The sequence below is a fragment of the Nonomuraea sp. NPDC049378 genome (assembly GCF_055586745.1).
Genome location: NZ_JBVJHP010000007.1, coordinates 242851 through 260187, shown reverse-complemented (window position 1 = coordinate 260187; position 17337 = coordinate 242851). Strand labels below are relative to the sequence as shown.

Below are 17337 nucleotides of genomic sequence, written 5' to 3'. Positions count from 1 at the left end.
ATCACAGGAGGCGCGAGGTGACGCCGGCCGTGTCCGCGGCGATGCGGGCCGCGCCGTCCGGTCCGGGGTCGCCGTCGGCGATGGTGACCGCGTAGCGGAAGGCCAGCGACGCGCCCGGCTCCACCGGCCGCACGACGTCGAAGAACGGCGCGGGGCAGACGCACGCGAAGATCCCCGTCCGCACGAACCACTGGACCGGCTCATCATCGGGCCCGTCATCGGGCCCGTCGTCGACGAACACGAGGGTCGAGCTCGCGTCCACCTCGTCGTGGTCGCCGGAGTAGGCCAGCCACGTGCCGCGCTCGCCCATCATCTCGTCGCCGCCGGTGCGCCCGTCCAGGTAGACGCGGCCGTTGCTGAACGAGCGCGGCCCGCGCCAGAACAGCCCGCCGTACCCGGCGTTGGGCCGTCCCTCGGTGGTGGGGCTGCCGATCGGCACGGTGGCGCCGGAGACGTTGGTGAACTCGGTCGCGTACGCCAGCGTCCACCCGTGCTCGCCGAGCAGCGCCCCGAAGGAACGGCGTTCGGTGAACCAGGGCTCGCCGGTGCTCGCCACCCAGGTCAGCGACTCCTTGACGGCCATCCGGTCCGCGCCGCTGCTGATCGAGTCGAAACCGTCGTGCACGATGGCGCCGTTGTTGTCGGCCTGCACGTAGCCGCGGTCGCGGTAGTACGTGACGCCGCCCCAGAAGTTCTGGGTGCCCACGTTCGGCAGCGACCAGGCGATGCCCTTGTGCCAGACGTGGTCCCAGGGCCGGTAGAGCGACACCAGCCGGTCGGACCGGGTGCGCAGCGGGTGGAAGTAGGGGCGGGGCGACTCCAGCTGCCGGTCCCACGGGCCGTACACGTAGCGGAACAGGTCGACGCCGTCGCTGCGGAGCGTCAGCGCCCGCCCGCGCTCGTCGGTGAGCCGCAGCCCGTCCACGGGTTCGGTCATCAGGCGGTCCCTTCGGTCGTGAGCCACGGGGCCCGGTGGCCGCCCATGGAGGAGTAGAACGGGGAGCCCTCCGCCAGCTCGCCGCGCGCCACCTCCCGGCCGGTGAAGGCGGAGGCGTAGACGGCGGCGATGAGCTCGAGGGTCGGGCGGGCCTGCGCCGTCGTGACCGGCATGGGCGCGCCGGAGCGCAGGGCCTCGGCGGCGGCCGCGAACTGGGCCGAGTGGCCGGAGGGCCCGCCGGGAGGCAGCGCGTTCCAGCGGGACGTGGCGTCCGGGTCGCCGGGGGCGGGGGTGAAGCGCCAGGAGTCGTCGCCGTAGCCGTACAGGTGCTCCAGCTCGGCCGTGCCGCCGGCGAGGTCGAAGCGCAGGTAGCTGGTCTCGCGGGCGGACAGCAGGCTGTTGACGATCACCAGGGTGGCTCCAGAGGCGAGGGTCACCACCGCGGTCGAGAAGTCCTCCGTCTGAGTCGGCCGCGCCTTGCGGCCCGCCGTGGCGCGCACCGACTCCCACGGGCCGGCCAGGGACAGCATGAGGTCCATCTGGTGGATGCCGTGGCCCATGGTGGGCCCGCCGCCCTCCGACTCCCACGTGCCGCGCCACGGCACCGCGAAGTAGGAGTCGGGACGGAACCACAGCGTGTTGCAGAGCGCCAGGTGCAGCGGCCCGAAGTCGCCTCGGGCGATCGCCTCGCGCAGCGCGACCGCGCGGGCGCCGAACCGGTGCTGCGAGACGGTGCCGAACGAGCCGGCGCTGCGCGCCTCGGCCGCGGCGATCTCGTCGAACTCCCGCAGCGACAACGCCGGCGGCTTCTCGCACATCACCGACCAGCCCCGCTCCAGCACCGCCACGGCCTGGTCGCGGTGCAGGCCGGGAGGGGAGCACAGGTGCACGACGTCGCACTCCGAGCGTTCGAGCAGGTCCTCGACGCGCGTGTAGCGCTCGGGCACGTCCCACGTGGTGGCGAACGCGTCCAGCCGGGCGGCGTCGATGTCCACGGCGGCGACGATCCGCGCCGACCCGCCGAGCGCCGACAGGGCGGCGGCGTGGACGCCGGCGATGCCGCCGGCGCCGACGATCGCGATCCTCATGACGGCTGCCCCTTCTCGACCGACACGGTGGTCAGCCGCCGCTCGTCCCCGGTGACCTCGTGCACGGGCCCGGTCAGCAGCACGCTCGCCTCGGCCACCACGTCGGCGGCCGAGCGGCGCACCGACACGCCCACCTCGCCGGGCTCGACGACGCGCCGCCCGTCCCTGCCGGTGAACGCCAGCAGCCGGGCGGGCACGTCGAAGCTCACCGTCGCGCACTGGCCGGGGTCCAGCTCGACCCTGGCGTAGCCGACGAGCTGGGCGAGCGGCCGGGTGACGGAGGCGATCCGGTCGGAGGCGTACAGCTGGACCACCTCGGCGCCCGCCCGCTCGCCCGCGTTGCGCACGACGACCGAGCACCGGATCGGCTCGCCGGCCCGGACCTGCCCGCCGGCCGTCAGGCCCTCGCAGGCGAAGCGGGTGTAGCTCAGCCCGTGGCCGAAGGGCAGCTCGGGGGCCGGGTCGATGTTGCTGACCGAGCCGGCCGCGCCCAGCTTGGGGTGCAGGTAGCTGTAGGGCTGGCCGGCGACCGAGCGCGGCATGCTCATCGGCAGCCGGCCCGAGGGGTTCACGGCGCCGCTGAGCACCCGGGCGATGGCGCCGGCACCTTCCTCGCCGGGGAAGTACGCCTGCACGACGGCGGCGGCGTTCCTGAGGATCCCCGGCACCGCGTACGCGCGGCCGGTCATCAGCACCGCCACGACCGGCGTGCCCGTGGCGATGACCGCGTCGGCGAGCTCCTGCTGCGCGCCGGGCAGGTCGAGCGTCTCCACGTCGCAGCCCTCGCCGGAGGTGCCCCTGCCGAACAGCCCCGACCGGTCCCCGAGCACGAGGATCGCGACGTCGGACTCGCCGGCCAGGCGGGCGGCGGCGGCGATCCCCGAGCGATCGCCGTCGTCCACCCCCGTTCCCCGCTCGGTCCTGATCACGGCCTCGGGCAGCTCCTCCCGCAGCGCGTCGAGCACCGTGGGCGCCGCGATGCCGGTCTCCACGCCGGGGGAGTGCGGCAGCACGTGGTTGACGAAGGAGTAGCAGCCGAACAGCGCCGCGACGCTGCCGGCGTTCGGGCCGACGACCGCGACGCGCCTGCCCGCGGCCTGGCCGAGCGGCAGCACACCGTCGTTGGCCAGCAACACGATCGACTCCTCGGCCAGGCGCCGCGCCAGGGCCCGCGACTCCGGGTCGTCGAGGTCGATCGGGCCGGACCCGCGCGGTTCGTACCCGTCGTCGAGCAGGCCGAGCGCGGCCTTCTGCGTCAGCACCCTGCGCAGCGCCCGGTCGACGAGCGACTCCGGAATCCGCCCCGCGGCCACGGCCCGCTTCAGCGGCTCCAGGTAGGCCACCCCGGTGGGCAGCTCGACGTCGATGCCCGCGCTGAGCGCCTGCACGGCCGCGTCCTCGGCGTCGGAGGCCACGGCGTGCAGGGTGTGCAGGAAGGCCACCGCGAAGTAGTCGGCCACCACCGTGCCGTCGAAGCCCCACTCGTCGCGCAGGATCCGGGTGAGGTAGTGGGCGTCGGCGGCGATCGGGATGCCGTCGATCTCGGCGTAGGAGTTCATGACCGAGCCCGCCCGCGCGTCCCGCACGGCGACCTCGAAGGGGAACAGCAGCGTGTCGGCCACCTCGCGGGGGCCCGCGTGCACGGGGGCGAGGTTGCGGCCGGCGCGGGAGCCGGAGTAGCCGACGAAGTGCTTGAGCGTGGCGATCACGCCCGCGCACTGCAGGCCGCGCACGTACGCCGCGCCGATGGTCGCGACCTCGTACGGGTCTTCGGAGATGCACTCCTCGACCCGGCCCCACCGCTGGTCGCGGATCACGTCGAGCACGGGGGCCAGGCCCTGGTGCACGCCGAGCGCCCGCATGGAGGCCCCGATCCTGCGGCCCATCTCCTCCACGAGGGCGGGGTCGAACGTCGCGCCCCACGCGGGCGGCACGGGATAGGTCGTCGCCCGCCAGGCAGCCAGCCCTGTCAGGCACTCCTCGTGGGCGATGGCGGGGATGCCGAGCCGGGTGTGGTCGCGCAGCCAGCGCTGCCGTCCGGCCAGCTCGGCGCTCGCCTGCGCGGGGTCGACGGGCGTGGTGCCGAAATGGCGGGTGACGTGGCCGAGCCCGTGGCGGGCGAACGCCTCGAACTCCTCCTCGTCGCCCTGCATCGCGTCCTGCAACGGCGCGACGACGCCTTCTTCCCGGTTGACGTTCAGCCACAGGCCGACGAGCTGGGCGAGTTTCTCGTCGAGCGACATCTCCGCGAGCAGGTCGTCGACCCTGAGCGCCGCGGTCTCCGGCTGCTCACCTCGTGCAGGCATACACCCTCGTTCGTGGCATGGAGATCTCCATCTGTTGATAGCGCTAACAGGGGGCCTGCTCGATCGCGGCGCGCCGGCCGGACGTGTCTTACGGATCAGAAAGTTTCCGGATGACTTTCCGAAAGATTACGGTGACATTGCCGATCCGTTACGGTAGGCTCCGAGCTGCATCCATGTCAACAGCCTCATGAGGCAACCGCAGCTCCCTGGTATCACCAGGTCAGCTGGCGGCATGTCGGGTGTGCGCATTTTCCGAAAACGACCTCGCAGGTGCCGGTGGGACACCGGCACCCACGGCAACGGGAGGTTCTGTGCCCCGAGCGCCGCGAGCCACGCTGGCCGACGTCGCGGCGGCCGCCGGAGTGTCGGTGCCGACGGTCTCCAAGGTCCTGAGCGGCAAGAAACATGTCTCCGCCGCCACCAGGGACAAAGTCCTCGAAGCGGTCAGGGTCTTCGGCTACGAAACCCCGCGCCCGCCGAGCTCGCCCAGGGTCGGCCTGGTCGACCTGCTCATCGACGGGCTCGGCTCGCCGTGGGCCGAGGTGCTCATCAGGGGCGCGGAGCGGGCGGCGGCACGCTGGGGGTTCTCGCTCGTCGTGACCTCCTCCGCGCGCCACGACTTCGACCTGCGGCGCTGGATCGGCACGGTCCGCAAGCGCGGCACCGACGGCATCGTGCTGGTGCTCACCCGGGCCGACCAGCGGGAGATCGAGGCGATCGAGGAGCTGCTGCACGTGCCCCTGGTGCTGCTCGACCCCGCGGGCCAGCGCGACCCGCGCATCTCCACCGTCGGCGCCACCAACTGGCTGGGCGGCGTCATGGCCACCACCCACCTCCTGGAGCTCGGGCACACCCGGATCGGCTTCATCGGCGGCCCGCTCGACGCGCAGTGCACCCTCGACCGCTACGAGGGCTACCTGGCCGCGCACCGCACGTTCGGCATCCACCCCGACCCCGGGCTCACCCACTACGGCGACTTCATGGTCAACGGCGGCAAGGAATACGGCGCCCGGCTGCTCGGCCGCGACGACCCGCCCAGCGCCATCTTCGCGGCCAACGACCTGCAGGCCGCGGGCGTCTACCAGGCGGCCACCGAGCGCGGCGTCCGCGTGCCCGACGAGCTGTCCGTCGTCGGGTTCGACGACTCGATGGTGTGCGAGATGCTCTCGCCGCCGCTCACCACCGTCCGCCAGCCGCTCGACGAGATGGCCAACGAGGCGGTGCGGCTCGTCTCCGAGGAGCTGACCCACCCCCGGGGCCCCTCCGGCACCCGCATCGAGCTCGCCACCACGCTCGTCGTCCGGCGCAGCACCACGTCGTTCGAGCGGAGCGCGTGATGCCCGCGGCGTTCCCCGGCGGCACGTCCGTCACCCGCCTGTCGGTCTACACCGGCGCGTGCGCCGACGGCCTGGAAGGCGGCACCCCGCACCTGCACACCGCCTCCACTGAGGGCTACGTCGTGATCGGCGGGCGCGGAGCGCTGCAGACCCTCGACACGCACGGCTTCAGGGAGACGGAGCTCGCGGCGGGATCGACCGTGTGGTTCACCCCCGGCACCGTCCACCGGGCGGTCAACCGCGGCGGCCTGCAGGTCGTGGTCGTGATGGCGAACGCGGGCCTGCCCGAGGCGGGCGACGCGGTCATGACCTTCCCACCCGAGATCATGGCCGACCCCGAACGTTACCGCGCCGCCGCCGCCCTGCCCGCCGCCCTGCCCGCCGCCCTGCCCGCCGCCCTGCCCGGTGAGCAGGAGGAGTCGATGGAGGCGGCCGCGATGCGCCGGCGCGAGCTGGCCGTGCAGGGCTTCCGCGCTCTGGCGGGCGCCGCCGCCGGCGGCGACCCCGGCCCGCTGGAGCGGTTCTACGACCACGCGGTGGCGCTGGTGCGGCCCAAGGTCGCGGCCTGGCGCGAGACCTGGCAGCGCACGGTCGCCGAGGAGACCCGCCACACCGCCGCCGTGCTCGACGCCCTGGCCCGAGGCGACGGCGCGCACCTGCGCGCGTCGGCGCTCCTGGAATCGCCGCAGAGCCCGGAGGCCAGGTGGGGCATGTGCGGGCGGCTGCGCACCCACGACGTGCTCCACCCCGTCGAGCCCCCGGCCGGCACAGGACGGCAGAGCCAGGGTCAGTAGGGCACCGTGCGGACCAGCAGGATCGAGAAGACCTCCGGCCGGTAGAAGCAGCGGGTCGACAGCACCACCGTGCCGGTGTCGGCGTGGCTGGTCTGCCGCGTGGCGAGGATCGGCGACCCCGCGTCGACGCCGAGCAGCTTCGCCACGCCCTCGTCGGCCAGCGCCGCCTCCAGCCGGGCTTCGTCCCTGACGATGCGGGTGCCGGTGGCGTGCACGAGCGTGGGGAAGTCGCCTCCCATCCCCGTCACCGGCCCCGGGTCGAACGGGACGCCGTTGACCCGGAGCGGGACATGGTCGTAAAGCACGATCGCGGGCGTCCCGTCGATCGCCAGGCAGCGCTCCACCCGCCAGATCGGCTCGCCGGCCTCCAGGCCCAGCGCGGCGGCGGCCTCGGGCGGAGCGGGAACCTGCTCGACCCGGGCGTGCGGAAGCGACGGCGTGCGGCCCGTGGCCGCGATCCGGTGCGGCAGCGAGCCGATGTCGTGCAGGTCGACGAAGACGTTGGTGAACGGCCCCGCGGCCGGCCCAGGACGCTGCCGGACGAACGTGCCCACACCCCAGCGGCGGGAGATGAGGCCTTCGAGCCAGAGCTGTCCGAGGGCCTCGCGGATGGTGACCCGGCTCACGGCCAGCCGCCGGGCCAGCTCGGCCTCGGAGGGCAGCTGGTCGCCCAGCTCGAACTCCGCCGCGATGAGCTCACGGATCGCCTGGGCGGCCATGGCGGCTCGCTTGGGCGGTTTCATCACGGGACTACTGTAGAGCCGCGCTACCACGTTCCGATGCCGTAAAGCCCGCGCGGGCTGTTGGGATATCCGTCGAGCACGACGAGCTCCAGCAGCTCGTCGTGGAGCCGCCGGCGGATCGGCTCGGCGGCGGGGTCGGCGGCGAGGTCGTGCTGCTCGTCCGGGTCCGCCTCCAGGTCGAAGAGCTGCTCGCCGCCCCCGCCGAAATACCGGGTGTAGCGGTGGCGGGCGGTGCGGACCGTACGCGACCAGCTCCGGGGCGAGGCCTCCCAGTGGTTGTTGTTGCTCTGCACGTAGACCGCGGTGCGCCAGTCGAGGTCCAGGCCCTGGCACAGGGGCAGCAGCGAGCTGCCCGGCAGGGCGGGCAGCTGCCGTGGGACGTGCGGGTTGCCGAGCTGGGGGCGGGCCAGCGGGTCGGGTTCGAGGCCGGCCAGGTCGAGGATGGTGGGCGCGAGGTCGGTCAGCTCGGCGAGCTCGGAGCGCACGCCGGGGCTCAGCCCGGGTCCCGAGACGATGAGCGGCACGCGGATGCAGGTGTCGTAGTGGCGCTCCCACTTGCCGACCAGCCCGTGGTCGTGCAGCAGCTCGCCGTGGTCCGACGTGAAGATCACGTACGTGCCGGCCAGCCGCCCCGTCTCGCGCAGGCAGTCCACCAGCCGCCCGAGCTGCTCGTCCAGGTGCGCCAGGTCGGCGAAGTAGTGCAGCCGGTGGCTCTTCCAGTCGTCGACGTCGTAGGACGCCTGCCGGTACTGCTCCCGGTCGAAGTAGGCGGGCCCGCCCGAGCGCCACTCCGCGGGCAGCGGGCCGGGGATGCGCTCGGCCCGCACGCGCGGCAGGTACCCGGCGGGCGGAGCGAAGGGGTTGTGCGGCTGCACGTAGCTGACGTGCGCGAACAGCGGCCGCCCGGCCTCGGTATCGCGGATGAAGTCACACGCGCGCTCGGTGATCCAGTTGGTCTGGGAGATCTCGGCGGGGAACGGCAGCGTGTACGCCTCGCCGGTGGAGGCGGGGAACTCCCGCCGGGCGGCCTCGATCTCGGCCACCAGGTCGCGCCGCTCCGGCCCGTACGCGCGCAGCTCGGGGATCATCGTCATCCAGACGGTGGACAGCGCCGCCCGGTAGTGCTCGGGGTGGTGCTCGCGCACCCAGTCCAGCCACTCGCCCGCGCGGGAGTCCTCCGTGATGTGGGTGACGTCGAACCCGTAGGGGCGGTAGTCGGGGCGCACGCCGCCGATCTGCGTGCGCAGGTGCAGCTTGCCGAACGCGCCCGTACGCCACCCGCCCCGCTGGAGCGTGCGCATGAACGTGGGCAGGGCCGGGTCGAGGTCGTAGCCGCACTCGGTGACGCCGTGCCCCTGGCTGGTCAGCCCGGTGGCGACGGTGGCGCGCGCCGGGGCGCAGACGGGGTTGGGCGTGAACGCGTTGGGGAACCGCACGCCGCCCTCGGCCAGCGCCCGCAGGTTCGGCAGGTCGACCACGCCCTGCCAGGCCCGCTCCAGCCAGCGCGCGGCCAGCTGGTCGACCATGACCAGCACGATGTTCGGCCGGTTCGTCATCCGTTGATGCCTTTCGTCGTCTCCGGGTACGGCCGTACGGCCAGCGTGCAGAGGACCATGATCACGGCGAGGCCCGCGATGTAGGCCGAGATGGCCCAGCTGTGCTCCGCCGCCGCGAACAGCAGCGAGGCCACGGTCGGCGCGAGCGCCCCGCCCAGCACGGTCGCGACCTGGAAGCCGAGCGAGATCCCGCTGTAGCGGAGCCTGGCGGGGAACAGCTCGCAGAACAGCGAGGCCTGCACGCCGTACGGCAGGCCGCTGACCAGGCCGACGAACACGCTGCCCGCGAGGATCAGCGGGATCGACCGGGTGTCGAGCAGCGCGAAGTAGAGGAACGGGGCCGGGATCAGCAGCAGCCCGCACAGCAGGTACGTCCTGCGCTTGCCGATCCGGTCGGACAGCGCCCCCGCCGCCAGGATGCCGATCACGTAGAAGACCCCGTTGACGAGGTTGGCGGTGACCGCCAGCTCCCGCGACAGGCCCAGCTCCTGGACGGTGTACGAGATCACGAACACGCCGATGACGAAGCCGAAGGCGGCGATGGCGACGTACATGCCGATCGCGAGCGCGATCGTGCGCGGGTGCTCCCGCACGGTCTGCCACACCGGCGCCCGCTCGACCTGCTTCCCGGCCTTGACCTCGTGGAACTCGGGTGACTCCTGGATCTGCATGCGCACCACGACGCCGACGCCGACCAGGACCACGCTGACCAGGAACGGGATGCGCCAGCCCCAGGCCAGCAGCTCGCCGGTGCCGAGCGTGGCCAGCAGCGTGGTGAGGGTGAGGCTGGACAGGATGATGCCGAAGCCGCTGCCGGTCTGGACGAGGCTGCCGTACCACCCGCGCCTGGACGGGGGCGCGCTTTCGACCATGAGACTGACCGCGCCACCCCATTCGCCGCCGATGCCCAGCCCCTGGCAGAATCGCAGGAAGGTGAGCATGATGGGCGCCCAGACGCCGATGTCCGCGTACGTCGGCAACAATCCCATGAGGAACGTGGCCGTGCCCATCACGGCGAGGCTCCACGTGAGCGTCGGTTTGCGGCCGAGCCGATCGCCGAGGTGCCCGAAGAGCACGCCGCCGAGGGGGCGTGACACGAAGCCGACGGCGAAGGTGCCGAACGCGAGCAGCGTTCCCGCGAGGGGGTCGGACGTGGGGAAGAAGAGCCGGCCGAAGACCAGCGCGGTGAGGGTGCCGTAGATGGTGAAGTCGTAGAACTCGATGGTGTTGCCGACGATCGTGGCCGCGGTGAGCTTCCACGGCACGGCGCGGGCCCTCTCGGTTGAGGGGGTGGTGGTGGACGGGGTGGGCGGGACGTCTGTCACGGCGTGCTCCCGTTGGAGGGTAGACGTCTAGACCTCATGGGTCAGATAGGACATGGTGGGATGGTGTCCGCGCACCTGTCAAGGTGCATCGAGGAAGGAATGGGATGAAGGACCTGATTCTCGACGTGGACACCGGCGTGGACGACGCGCTGGCCCTCCTCTTCGCCGTGCGCCACCCGGAGCTGCGGCTGCGCGCGGTGACGTGCGTGGCCGGCAACGCGGGCCTCGGCCAGGTGGTCACCAACACGCTCAAGGTCCTTGACGCGGCCGGCGCGCCGGACGTGCCGGTGAGCGCGGGCGCGGAACGGCCGCTCATCGGGCCGGCCCGCGACGCCAGCCACATCCACGGCGCCGACGGTCTCGCCGACCTCGGGCTGCCCGCCTCGGCCCGCGAAACGGCGGGCGTGCCCGCCGTCGACCTGCTGCGCGACACGATCCTCGGCGCCCCAGAGCCCGTCGTCGTGGTGGGCCTGGCCCCGCTCACCAACCTGGCGCTGCTGCTGCGGGCCTACCCGGAGGTCGCCGGCAACATCGAGCGGCTGGTCCTCATGGGAGGCAGCGCCTCGACCGGCAACGCCACCCCCGTCGCCGAGTTCAACGTGTGGCACGACCCGGAAGCGGCCGCGATCGTGGTGGACGCCGGGGTGCCGGTGACGATGTACGGGCTGGACGTCTTCTACCACGTCTCCGTGGACGCGCCCACGTGCGCGGAGCTGATCGGGCACGAGGAGCCGGGCAGCCGCCTGGCGGGCCTGCTGCTGCGGCACCAGATCGCCCTGTGCGGGGCCGACCCCCGCGTCAACGGCGACGGGCTGCTCGGCGACGCGGGAGCGGTGTGCGCGGTGGCCGACCCCGAGGGCCTGACCACCGAGCGGCTGCCGGTGAGCGTGGAGCTCGCCCCCGGATACAGCAGGGGCCAGACGCTGGTGGACCGGCGGGCGCTGCCGGGCGAGGACGCCGCCCACGGGCTGGCCGGGACGGCGCACGGCGTCGACGTGGCGCTCGGCGTCGACGCCCTCCGCTACCGCGAGCTCTTCCTCGACACGCTGCTGAGCGGCCCTCCCCTCGTAGGGCCCTCGTAGGGCTGGCGCGTCAGCGGCCGCGCATGCCGGCGTACGCCTCCTCGAGCCCCTCCTCGTTGCCCGCCGCGCTGGTGACGCCCCTGAGCAGGCCGCGCTCGATGCGGTCGGAGAAGTAGATCGCGTGGGCCATCCAGCGCAGCCGCACGAACGTGCCCAGATGGGGCAGCTCGTCGTCGATGGCCGGGGCGACGGCCCGGTAGCCGGCCACGATGTGCCGGATCGCGTGGGGGGTGTCGCGGGTCAGCACGGCGGCGGACGCGAGGTCGTACAGGATGGGGGCCTGCAGGACCGCGCCCCAGTCGACCAGGCCGTCCTCCTCGGGCGAGCGCGCGCTGAGGCGGAAGCCGTCGAGGCCGGGGTCGCCGTTGACCACGCCGGCGCGCAGGTGCGGGGCGGTCTCGCGCGCCTCTTCCAGCACGCGCGCCGCCGCCGTGCGGACGTGCGGCGGCATCGGCAGCTCCCGCAGGCAGTCGCTCGCCCACGGCCACGGCCACCGGTGTTGCCTGCCGACGTCGGCGATGTCGTTGCCGAGCGCGCGGTGCGCGCGGGCCAGTACGGCCCCCATCCGGTGCAGGTCGCCCGCCGAGGAGGCGTCCGGCGGGCGGCCGGGGACGTAGCGCAGCAGGGCCAGCAGCCCTTCGTCCAGGTCCGCGGCCAGGCGGCCGCCGGGCAGGGGAACGGGAGCGCCGCTGGCCAGCCCGCCCCGCTCCGCGCGGGCCGCCACCCGCAGGCCGCCGAGGAAGGCGGTGGCGGACCCCACGTCGGACAGTTTGGCGACGTAGCGCGTGCCGGGAGGGGTGCGGACCAGCCAGGTGACGGAGTTCCAGCCACCGGGCAGCGGCTCGGCGGAGGCCACCGGCAGGTTCCAGGCGGTCAGCGCGGCGAGCAGCCGGTCGGTGTCCAGCGGCATTCAGATCAGTCCCGCGTCGCGCACCTTCATGGCCACGTGAACCCGGTTGTCGGTGCCGAGCTTGGCGAAGATGCGGGTGATGTTGGCCTTGACCGTGGCCACGCTCACGCAGAGGCCGGCCGCGATCTCGGTGTTGGAGCCGCCCTTGGCGATCTCGACGGCGACCTCCCGCTCGCGTTCGGTCAGCCGGGACAGCTCCTCCAGCGCCTGCGGTCGCCGCGGGTCGTGCCTGCCGGTGGCGGCCGCGATGACCTGCTGGGCGACGCTCGGGGACAGCACCGGCTCGCCCCGCGCGCACGCGCGCACGGCCTCGATCATCTTGGGCGGCGGCGTGTCCTTCAGCAGGAAGCCGTGCGCCCCGAGCTGCAGGGCGCGCAGCACCATGTCGTCGGCGTCGAACGTGGTCAGCACCAGGATCTTGGGCGGGGAAGGGCTCTTGAGCACCAGCTCGGTGGTGGCGAGGCCGTCCTGGTGCGGCATGCGGATGTCCATCAGCACGACGTCGGGGCGCAGGTCGCGGATCACGGCCATGGCCTGCCTGCCGTCGGCCGCCTCCCCGGCCAGCTCGAGGTCGGGCTCGCCGCCCAGGATGAGGCGCAGCCCCGTGCGCACCATCGGGTCGTCGTCCACGATCACTATGCGAAGGCGGGTCATGGGTTCAAGCCTCCCACGGCAGCCGGGCGTCGAGGATGAACCGTCCGTGACGGACGGTGTGGCTGATGGTGCCGCCGGCCATCCGGGTGCGCTCGGCCAGGCCGACCAGGCCCAGCCGGCTGCCGGGCCCCGCCGACTGGCCGGGCGGCGCCGGGTTGCTCACCCTGATGCGCAGCCCCTCGCCCGGCCGGCCGCCCAGCTCCGCCGTCACACGGCTGCCCGGCGCGTGCTTGCGCGCGTTGGTGAGCGCCTCCTGCACGATCCGGTACGCGTGGCGTCCCGTCTGGGTGGGCAACCGCTCGCGGCAGTCGATGGCGTCGTCCACCTCGACCCGCTGCCCGGCCGCCCGCACCTCCTCGAACAGGGTGTCCAGATGGTCCAGCGTCGGCTGCGGGCCCTCGGGACCCTCATTCGCACCGCCGGTGGGACCGCCGTCCCGCCTGAGCGTGCCGAGCACGGCACGCAGCTCGTTGAGCGACTGGTGGGCGTTCTCCTGGATGGCCAGCGCCGCCTCCCTGGTCTGCTCGGGCGTGAGGTCCTTCCGGTACGCCAGCCCGCCGGCCAGCATCGCCAGCAGCGAGATCCGGTGCGCCAGCACGTCGTGCATCTCCTGGGCGATCTGCAGCCGCTCCGCGAGCTGGGCCTGCTCGACCCGCTGCCGCTGGGCCGCCGCCTCCGCCTCCCGCTGGGAGGCGGCCAGGTCACGGCGGCTGCGGGCGTACAGGCCGAGGACGGTGGCGCCGGCGAGCGTGACGGCGCCGACCGCCGCGTTGAGCAGGCCCGTGGTGGGGGTGCCCTGCCACCGGCCCGCCAGGAACATGCTCAGGATCGCCACGGCGGCCACCGGCACGATCTGGCGCCAGCGCCGGTGCGTGACCAGCGAGGTGTAGGCGACGAGCGCGGGCCCGCTCGCGGTGAAGGACGCGATGGTCGGGATCGTGGTGGCCAGCGCGATCTGCCACGGCCACCTGCGCCGCCAGCGCATGAGGACCAGCCCGGCCGCGCCCAGCCCCATGTCGGCCAGCACCCAGCCGAGCGAGCTGTACGGCATCGGCACGCGGCCCGACAGGAGCACCACCATGACGACGTAGAGCAGCAGGGGCAGCGCCGCGAACAGGTGGCGCAGCGTGCTGCCCAGCCGGTCGATGGGCGGCTGGTGCTCGTCGGCGTCGTGCACGCCCACCAGCCTAGGGACCCGCCGCCGCGCCGGTCAGCGACCGGGGTCCATCGTGCTGCAGACCCTGGTCTACACCGCGGGCGCCGGGTGGCGGCCGGGCCGCCACCCGGCGTGGACCCAGGTCCGATGCACGCGGGGCGCGCGTTCGATGGACTCTGAGGGTGATCGAATTTCAACGCCTCGGCAAGAGGTACAGCGACGTGAAGGCGCTCGACGACGTGTCCTTCACCGTGCCGGCCGGCTCCGTCACCGGGTTTCTCGGGCCCAACGGGGCGGGGAAGTCGACGGCCATGCGCATCCTGGCGGGGCTGTCCCGTCCCACCTCCGGCTCCGCCACCGTGCTCGGGCGGCGGTACGCCGAGCTGGAGCGCCCCGGCTACGAGGTGGGCACGCTGCTCGACGCCTCCGCCCAGCACCCCGGCCGCAGCGGCCGGGAGGTCCTGACGCTCGGCGCGATGATGCTGGGCCTGCCACGTTCGCGCGTGGACGAGGTCCTGGAGCTGGTCGGCCTGACCGGCAAGGAGGGACGGCGGGCGGTCGGCGGCTACTCGCTGGGCATGCGGCAGCGGCTCGGCATCGGGCACGCCCTGCTCGGCCGGCCCCGGGCGCTCATCCTGGACGAGCCCGCCAACGGCCTCGACCCCCAGGGCATCCACTGGATGCGCGGGCTGCTGCGCGACCTGGCCGACTCGGGATGCGCGGTGCTGCTCAGCTCGCACCTGCTGCACGAGGTGGAGCAGGTCGCCGATCGCATCGTGATGATCGGACGCGGCCACCTGCTCGCCCAGGGCACTCCGGCCGAGCTCGGCCAGGGCCGTGGCCTGGAGCAGACGTTCCTCGAACTGACCGCCGCCGCCGACAGGAGCCTGGCATGAACACCCGACGCGTCCCCTTCCCGACGTTGCTGCGCGTGGAGATGCGCAAGCTCGTCGACACCCGCGGCAGCAGGATCATCGCCGGGGTGCTGGTCGCCCTGGCGGTCGGCTCGGTCGTCGGCCGCGGCGCCGTCTCGGGGCCCGAGTTCCAGACCGTCGCGGGGACGGCCGGCATCGTGTTCGGCATCCTGCTTCCCGTGCTCGCCATCCTCACCGTCACCGGCGAGTGGAGTCACCGCACCGCGCTGACCACGTTCACGCTCGAACCCCGCAGGGGGCGGGTGATGGCCGCCAAGTGCCTGCCGCCCCTGGTCGCCTCCGTGGTGGCCTGCGCGTTCGCGCTGGTGGTCGCGGTGCCGGTGACGGCGGCCGTCGCGGCGGCGCAGGGCGTGCCGGCCGACTGGCAGGTCGCGCCGCCGGCCCTGGCGGGATGGACGGCGACGACGGTCCTGCTCACCGCCCAGGGGCTGGCCCTGGGGACGGTGCTGATGAACGCGCCCGCGGCGATCGTGATCTGCCTGTCCAGCACGGTCGTCTGGAGTGTCGTGGGCCGGCTGGGTGCCGCGGGGGAGGCCGCGATGGAGTGGCTGGACCTCAACACCGCCACCGTCCCGCTGGTGAACGGCGACATGACGGGCGGCGACGCCGCCCGGCTGGCCGTGTCGGCGCTGGCGTGGATCGTGCTGCCGATGGCGGCGGGCATGGTGCGGACGATGCGCAGAGAGATCGGTTGAGGTAGATCTATATCCGTTTCATGGCGATATGTTTGCCTTTGTCCGGTTTAGGGGCTAAATTGGTGACTGTCCGGCGATGACCCATGCCCGCGCAGTCGCGGCGAGGGCGCCGGAACCCGGATCCCTCCGCTGGATTCCCCCGTGCTCCGCGTAGCGTCCCGTATGGCGTGCCGCCCGGCTACGTCCGTCCAAGCGAGCGCGAACTGCCATAGTCCCCTAACAAAGGACCTGACACCATCATGACAGCTCGCCTGCGTACCTTTGCCATGCTGGCCACGACCGCCGCGACCGCCCTGGCCATGGGCGCCGCTCCGGCACACGCCGACAACGGCACCGTGCAGCAGGTCATGCTCAAGGGCTCGACGACCGCGTCGTACTTCTGGGACGACGCCTCCGGACGGGCCGGCGACACCGGCCTGCCCGCCTCGGGCAAGCCCATGCAGAAGGGCCTGGCCGCCAGCCCCAGCTGGCCCCTCATGACCGAGGGGTACGCCATCTACCAGGGCAAGAAGGTGCCGTTCTTCGTCGGCGACCGCGGCCCGGGCGACCCCTCCAGCCGCGGGGTCATGCTCGACCTGGACGCGAAGACCTTCGCCGAGCTGACCGGCGGCACCTTCAACTCCGAGACGCTCGGCGTCGAGGACAACGGGGGCAAGGGCCACATCAAGATCGACTACGTCGTCACCAAGTGGGGCGACGGGGCCGGCAAGAAGAACCACCCGGTGTCCTTCTCGACCGGCGCGTGGGCCGAGAAGGACACCCGGCCCGCGACCACGCCGGTTCTGGTGAAGCTTCCCGCCTGACCCGGCACGTACGCCGAGGGCGCTCCCGCACCGGGGGGCGCCCTCGGCGCGTCCGGCCGGTATCGTGGCGGCGATCACCTACAGGAAGGCGCCAGATGGTCCCCCGGCCGCTCTACCGCGACCCCATCCACGACGGCGCCACCGACCCGACCGTCATCTGGAACCGGGCGGAGCGCGCGTGGTGGCTCGTCTACACCAGCAGGCGCGCGACGGCTCCCGACCGGGGCGACGTGAGCTGGGTGCACGGCACCGACCTCGGCGTGGCGTCGTCCACCGACGGCGGCGTCACCTGGCTCTACCGCGGCACTGTCGAAGGGCTCGGCACCGAGTGGGGCCGGCACACCTACTGGGCGCCGGAGATCGTCGACGACGGCGCCACGTACCACATGTACGTCAGCGTCATCCGCGGCGTGCCCGCCGCCTGGCGGCCCCACGAGCGCCACATCCGCCACTACACCAGCCCCGACCTGGTGCGCTGGGACTACCGCTCCACCTTGAACCTGTCGTCCCCCTACGTGATCGACGCCTGCGTGGCGCCGCTGCCGGGCGGTGGCCACCGGCTCTGGTACAAGGACGAGGCCGACGGGTCCCACACCTGGGCCGCCGACAGCCCCGACCTGCACCACTGGCAGGTCAGGGGCCCCGTGGTGACGATCTCGGCGCATGAGGGGCCCAACGTGTTCACGCTCGGCGGCCGGCACTGGATGATCGTCGACGAATGGCGCGGCCAGCGCGTGCTCGCCTCTGCCGACCTCGACGCCTGGGAGCCGCGCGGCCTGATCCTCGACCGGCCCGGCGCCCACCGGGACGACGGCGGGTTCGGTCACCACGCCGACGTCGTCGTGACGGGGGAGGACGCGCTCGCCTTCTACTTCACCCACCCCGACGGAGGCCGCCGGTCGTCCGTCCAGGTCGCGCGGCTGCGGGTGCGCGACGGCGAGCTGACCTGCGACCGCGACGAGCCCCTCGACGGGCCGATCCTGCCCGTCGACGGGCCTGCCGCGTGAGGCGGGCCG

At 73.3% G+C, this 17337-nt stretch carries 16 protein-coding genes; 7 read left to right on the top strand and 9 right to left on the bottom strand.

What is annotated here, in order from left to right; translation table 11 throughout:
* Window position 1 precedes the first annotated feature (1 nt).
* The 3 genes from ACZ6SA_RS17515 to ACZ6SA_RS17505 are packed head-to-tail and all read right to left on the bottom strand — an operon-like array spanning window position 2 to window position 4331.
* Complete coding sequence (locus tag ACZ6SA_RS17515) at window positions 2–937, bottom strand: DUF6807 domain-containing protein (RefSeq protein WP_465828917.1); 936 nt, start codon at window positions 935–937, stop codon at window positions 2–4.
* Window positions 937–2025, bottom strand: a complete 1089-nt coding sequence (locus ACZ6SA_RS17510) for a Gfo/Idh/MocA family protein (RefSeq protein ID WP_465828916.1) — start codon at window positions 2023–2025, stop codon at window positions 937–939. Before ACZ6SA_RS17510 ends, ACZ6SA_RS17515 begins: the two co-directional genes overlap by 1 nt.
* Window positions 2022–4331 (bottom strand): beta-xylosidase/alpha-l-arabinosidase, encoded by a 2310-nt coding sequence (locus ACZ6SA_RS17505; protein ID WP_465828914.1) that lies wholly within the window; start codon window positions 4329–4331, stop codon window positions 2022–2024. The genes ACZ6SA_RS17510 and ACZ6SA_RS17505 overlap by 4 nt, the downstream gene beginning before the upstream one ends.
* 311 nt (window positions 4332–4642) lie before the next feature.
* Between ACZ6SA_RS17505 and ACZ6SA_RS17500 the strand changes: the two genes are divergently transcribed.
* Window positions 4643–5668, top strand: a complete 1026-nt coding sequence (locus ACZ6SA_RS17500) for a LacI family DNA-binding transcriptional regulator (protein ID WP_347644502.1) — start codon at window positions 4643–4645, stop codon at window positions 5666–5668.
* Window positions 5668–6462 (top strand): cupin domain-containing protein, encoded by a 795-nt coding sequence (locus ACZ6SA_RS17495; protein ID WP_465828912.1) that lies wholly within the window; start codon window positions 5668–5670, stop codon window positions 6460–6462. Before ACZ6SA_RS17500 ends, ACZ6SA_RS17495 begins: the two co-directional genes overlap by 1 nt.
* Here the strand turns inward: ACZ6SA_RS17495 and ACZ6SA_RS17490 are convergent.
* From ACZ6SA_RS17490 to ACZ6SA_RS17480, 3 genes are read right to left on the bottom strand one after another with little or no spacing between them, the layout of a single operon-like run.
* Window positions 6456–7205, bottom strand: a complete 750-nt coding sequence (locus ACZ6SA_RS17490) for a GntR family transcriptional regulator (protein WP_347644781.1) — start codon at window positions 7203–7205, stop codon at window positions 6456–6458. The two genes, ACZ6SA_RS17495 and ACZ6SA_RS17490, sit on opposite strands and share 7 nt — an antisense overlap.
* 23 nt (window positions 7206–7228) lie before the next feature.
* Complete coding sequence (locus ACZ6SA_RS17485) at window positions 7229–8761, bottom strand: sulfatase family protein (RefSeq protein WP_465828910.1); 1533 nt, start codon at window positions 8759–8761, stop codon at window positions 7229–7231.
* The gene (locus ACZ6SA_RS17480; protein WP_465828908.1) at window positions 8758–10086 is read right to left on the bottom strand and encodes an MFS transporter; all 1329 of its coding nucleotides are present in this window, start codon (window positions 10084–10086) and stop codon (window positions 8758–8760) included. Before ACZ6SA_RS17480 ends, ACZ6SA_RS17485 begins: the two co-directional genes overlap by 4 nt.
* Before the next feature lie 104 nt (window positions 10087–10190).
* Here ACZ6SA_RS17480 and ACZ6SA_RS17475 point away from each other — a divergent pair, with 104 nt between their 5' ends.
* The gene (locus ACZ6SA_RS17475) at window positions 10191–11168 is read left to right on the top strand and encodes a nucleoside hydrolase (RefSeq protein ID WP_465828906.1); all 978 of its coding nucleotides are present in this window, start codon (window positions 10191–10193) and stop codon (window positions 11166–11168) included.
* Window positions 11169–11178: 10 nt separating this feature from the next.
* Here ACZ6SA_RS17475 and ACZ6SA_RS17470 read toward each other — a convergent pair whose 3' ends face one another.
* From ACZ6SA_RS17470 to ACZ6SA_RS17460, 3 genes are read right to left on the bottom strand one after another with little or no spacing between them, the layout of a single operon-like run.
* Window positions 11179–12078: a phosphotransferase enzyme family protein gene (locus ACZ6SA_RS17470; protein WP_465828905.1), complete on the bottom strand. Its 900-nt coding sequence runs from the start codon at window positions 12076–12078 to the stop codon at window positions 11179–11181.
* Window positions 12079–12732, bottom strand: a complete 654-nt coding sequence (locus ACZ6SA_RS17465) for a response regulator transcription factor (RefSeq protein ID WP_347644496.1) — start codon at window positions 12730–12732, stop codon at window positions 12079–12081.
* A 4-nt stretch (window positions 12733–12736) separates the two neighbouring features.
* On the bottom strand, window positions 12737–13909 hold the full coding sequence (locus ACZ6SA_RS17460; RefSeq protein ID WP_465828903.1) for a sensor histidine kinase: 1173 nt from the start codon (window positions 13907–13909) through the stop codon (window positions 12737–12739).
* Window positions 13910–14070: 161 nt separating this feature from the next.
* Between ACZ6SA_RS17460 and ACZ6SA_RS17455 the strand changes: the two genes are divergently transcribed.
* From ACZ6SA_RS17455 to ACZ6SA_RS17440, 4 genes are all read left to right on the top strand, one after another.
* Complete coding sequence (locus ACZ6SA_RS17455; protein WP_465828901.1) at window positions 14071–14784, top strand: ABC transporter ATP-binding protein; 714 nt, start codon at window positions 14071–14073, stop codon at window positions 14782–14784.
* Window positions 14781–15518: a hypothetical protein gene (locus tag ACZ6SA_RS17450; RefSeq protein WP_465828900.1), complete on the top strand. Its 738-nt coding sequence runs from the start codon at window positions 14781–14783 to the stop codon at window positions 15516–15518. Before ACZ6SA_RS17455 ends, ACZ6SA_RS17450 begins: the two co-directional genes overlap by 4 nt.
* Window positions 15519–15757: 239 nt before the next feature.
* Entirely contained in the window at window positions 15758–16321 is a 564-nt protein-coding gene (locus ACZ6SA_RS17445) for a hypothetical protein (protein ID WP_347644492.1), read from the top strand.
* Window positions 16322–16416: 95 nt separating this feature from the next.
* On the top strand, window positions 16417–17328 hold the full coding sequence (locus ACZ6SA_RS17440) for a hypothetical protein (protein ID WP_465828899.1): 912 nt from the start codon (window positions 16417–16419) through the stop codon (window positions 17326–17328).
* Window positions 17329–17337: the final 9 nt, after the last annotated feature.

Excerpts from the sequence above, each read along its gene's own strand:
- ACZ6SA_RS17515 (WP_465828917.1), bottom strand. The coding sequence starts at position 937 with ATGACCGAACCCGTGGACGGGCTGCGGCTCACCGACGAGCGCGGGCGG.
- ACZ6SA_RS17510 (WP_465828916.1), bottom strand. The coding sequence starts at position 2,025 with ATGAGGATCGCGATCGTCGGCGCCGGCGGCATCGCCGGCGTCCACGCC.
- ACZ6SA_RS17505 (WP_465828914.1), bottom strand. The coding sequence starts at position 4,331 with ATGCCTGCACGAGGTGAGCAGCCGGAGACCGCGGCGCTCAGGGTCGAC.
- ACZ6SA_RS17495 (WP_465828912.1), top strand. The coding sequence starts at position 5,668 with ATGCCCGCGGCGTTCCCCGGCGGCACGTCCGTCACCCGCCTGTCGGTC.
- ACZ6SA_RS17490 (WP_347644781.1), bottom strand. The coding sequence starts at position 7,205 with ATGAAACCGCCCAAGCGAGCCGCCATGGCCGCCCAGGCGATCCGTGAG.
- ACZ6SA_RS17485 (WP_465828910.1), bottom strand. The coding sequence starts at position 8,761 with ATGACGAACCGGCCGAACATCGTGCTGGTCATGGTCGACCAGCTGGCC.
- ACZ6SA_RS17475 (WP_465828906.1), top strand. The coding sequence starts at position 10,191 with ATGAAGGACCTGATTCTCGACGTGGACACCGGCGTGGACGACGCGCTG.
- ACZ6SA_RS17470 (WP_465828905.1), bottom strand. The coding sequence starts at position 12,078 with ATGCCGCTGGACACCGACCGGCTGCTCGCCGCGCTGACCGCCTGGAAC.
- ACZ6SA_RS17465 (WP_347644496.1), bottom strand. The coding sequence starts at position 12,732 with ATGACCCGCCTTCGCATAGTGATCGTGGACGACGACCCGATGGTGCGC.
- ACZ6SA_RS17450 (WP_465828900.1), top strand. The coding sequence starts at position 14,781 with ATGAACACCCGACGCGTCCCCTTCCCGACGTTGCTGCGCGTGGAGATG.
- ACZ6SA_RS17445 (WP_347644492.1), top strand. The coding sequence starts at position 15,758 with ATGACAGCTCGCCTGCGTACCTTTGCCATGCTGGCCACGACCGCCGCG.
- ACZ6SA_RS17440 (WP_465828899.1), top strand. The coding sequence starts at position 16,417 with ATGGTCCCCCGGCCGCTCTACCGCGACCCCATCCACGACGGCGCCACC.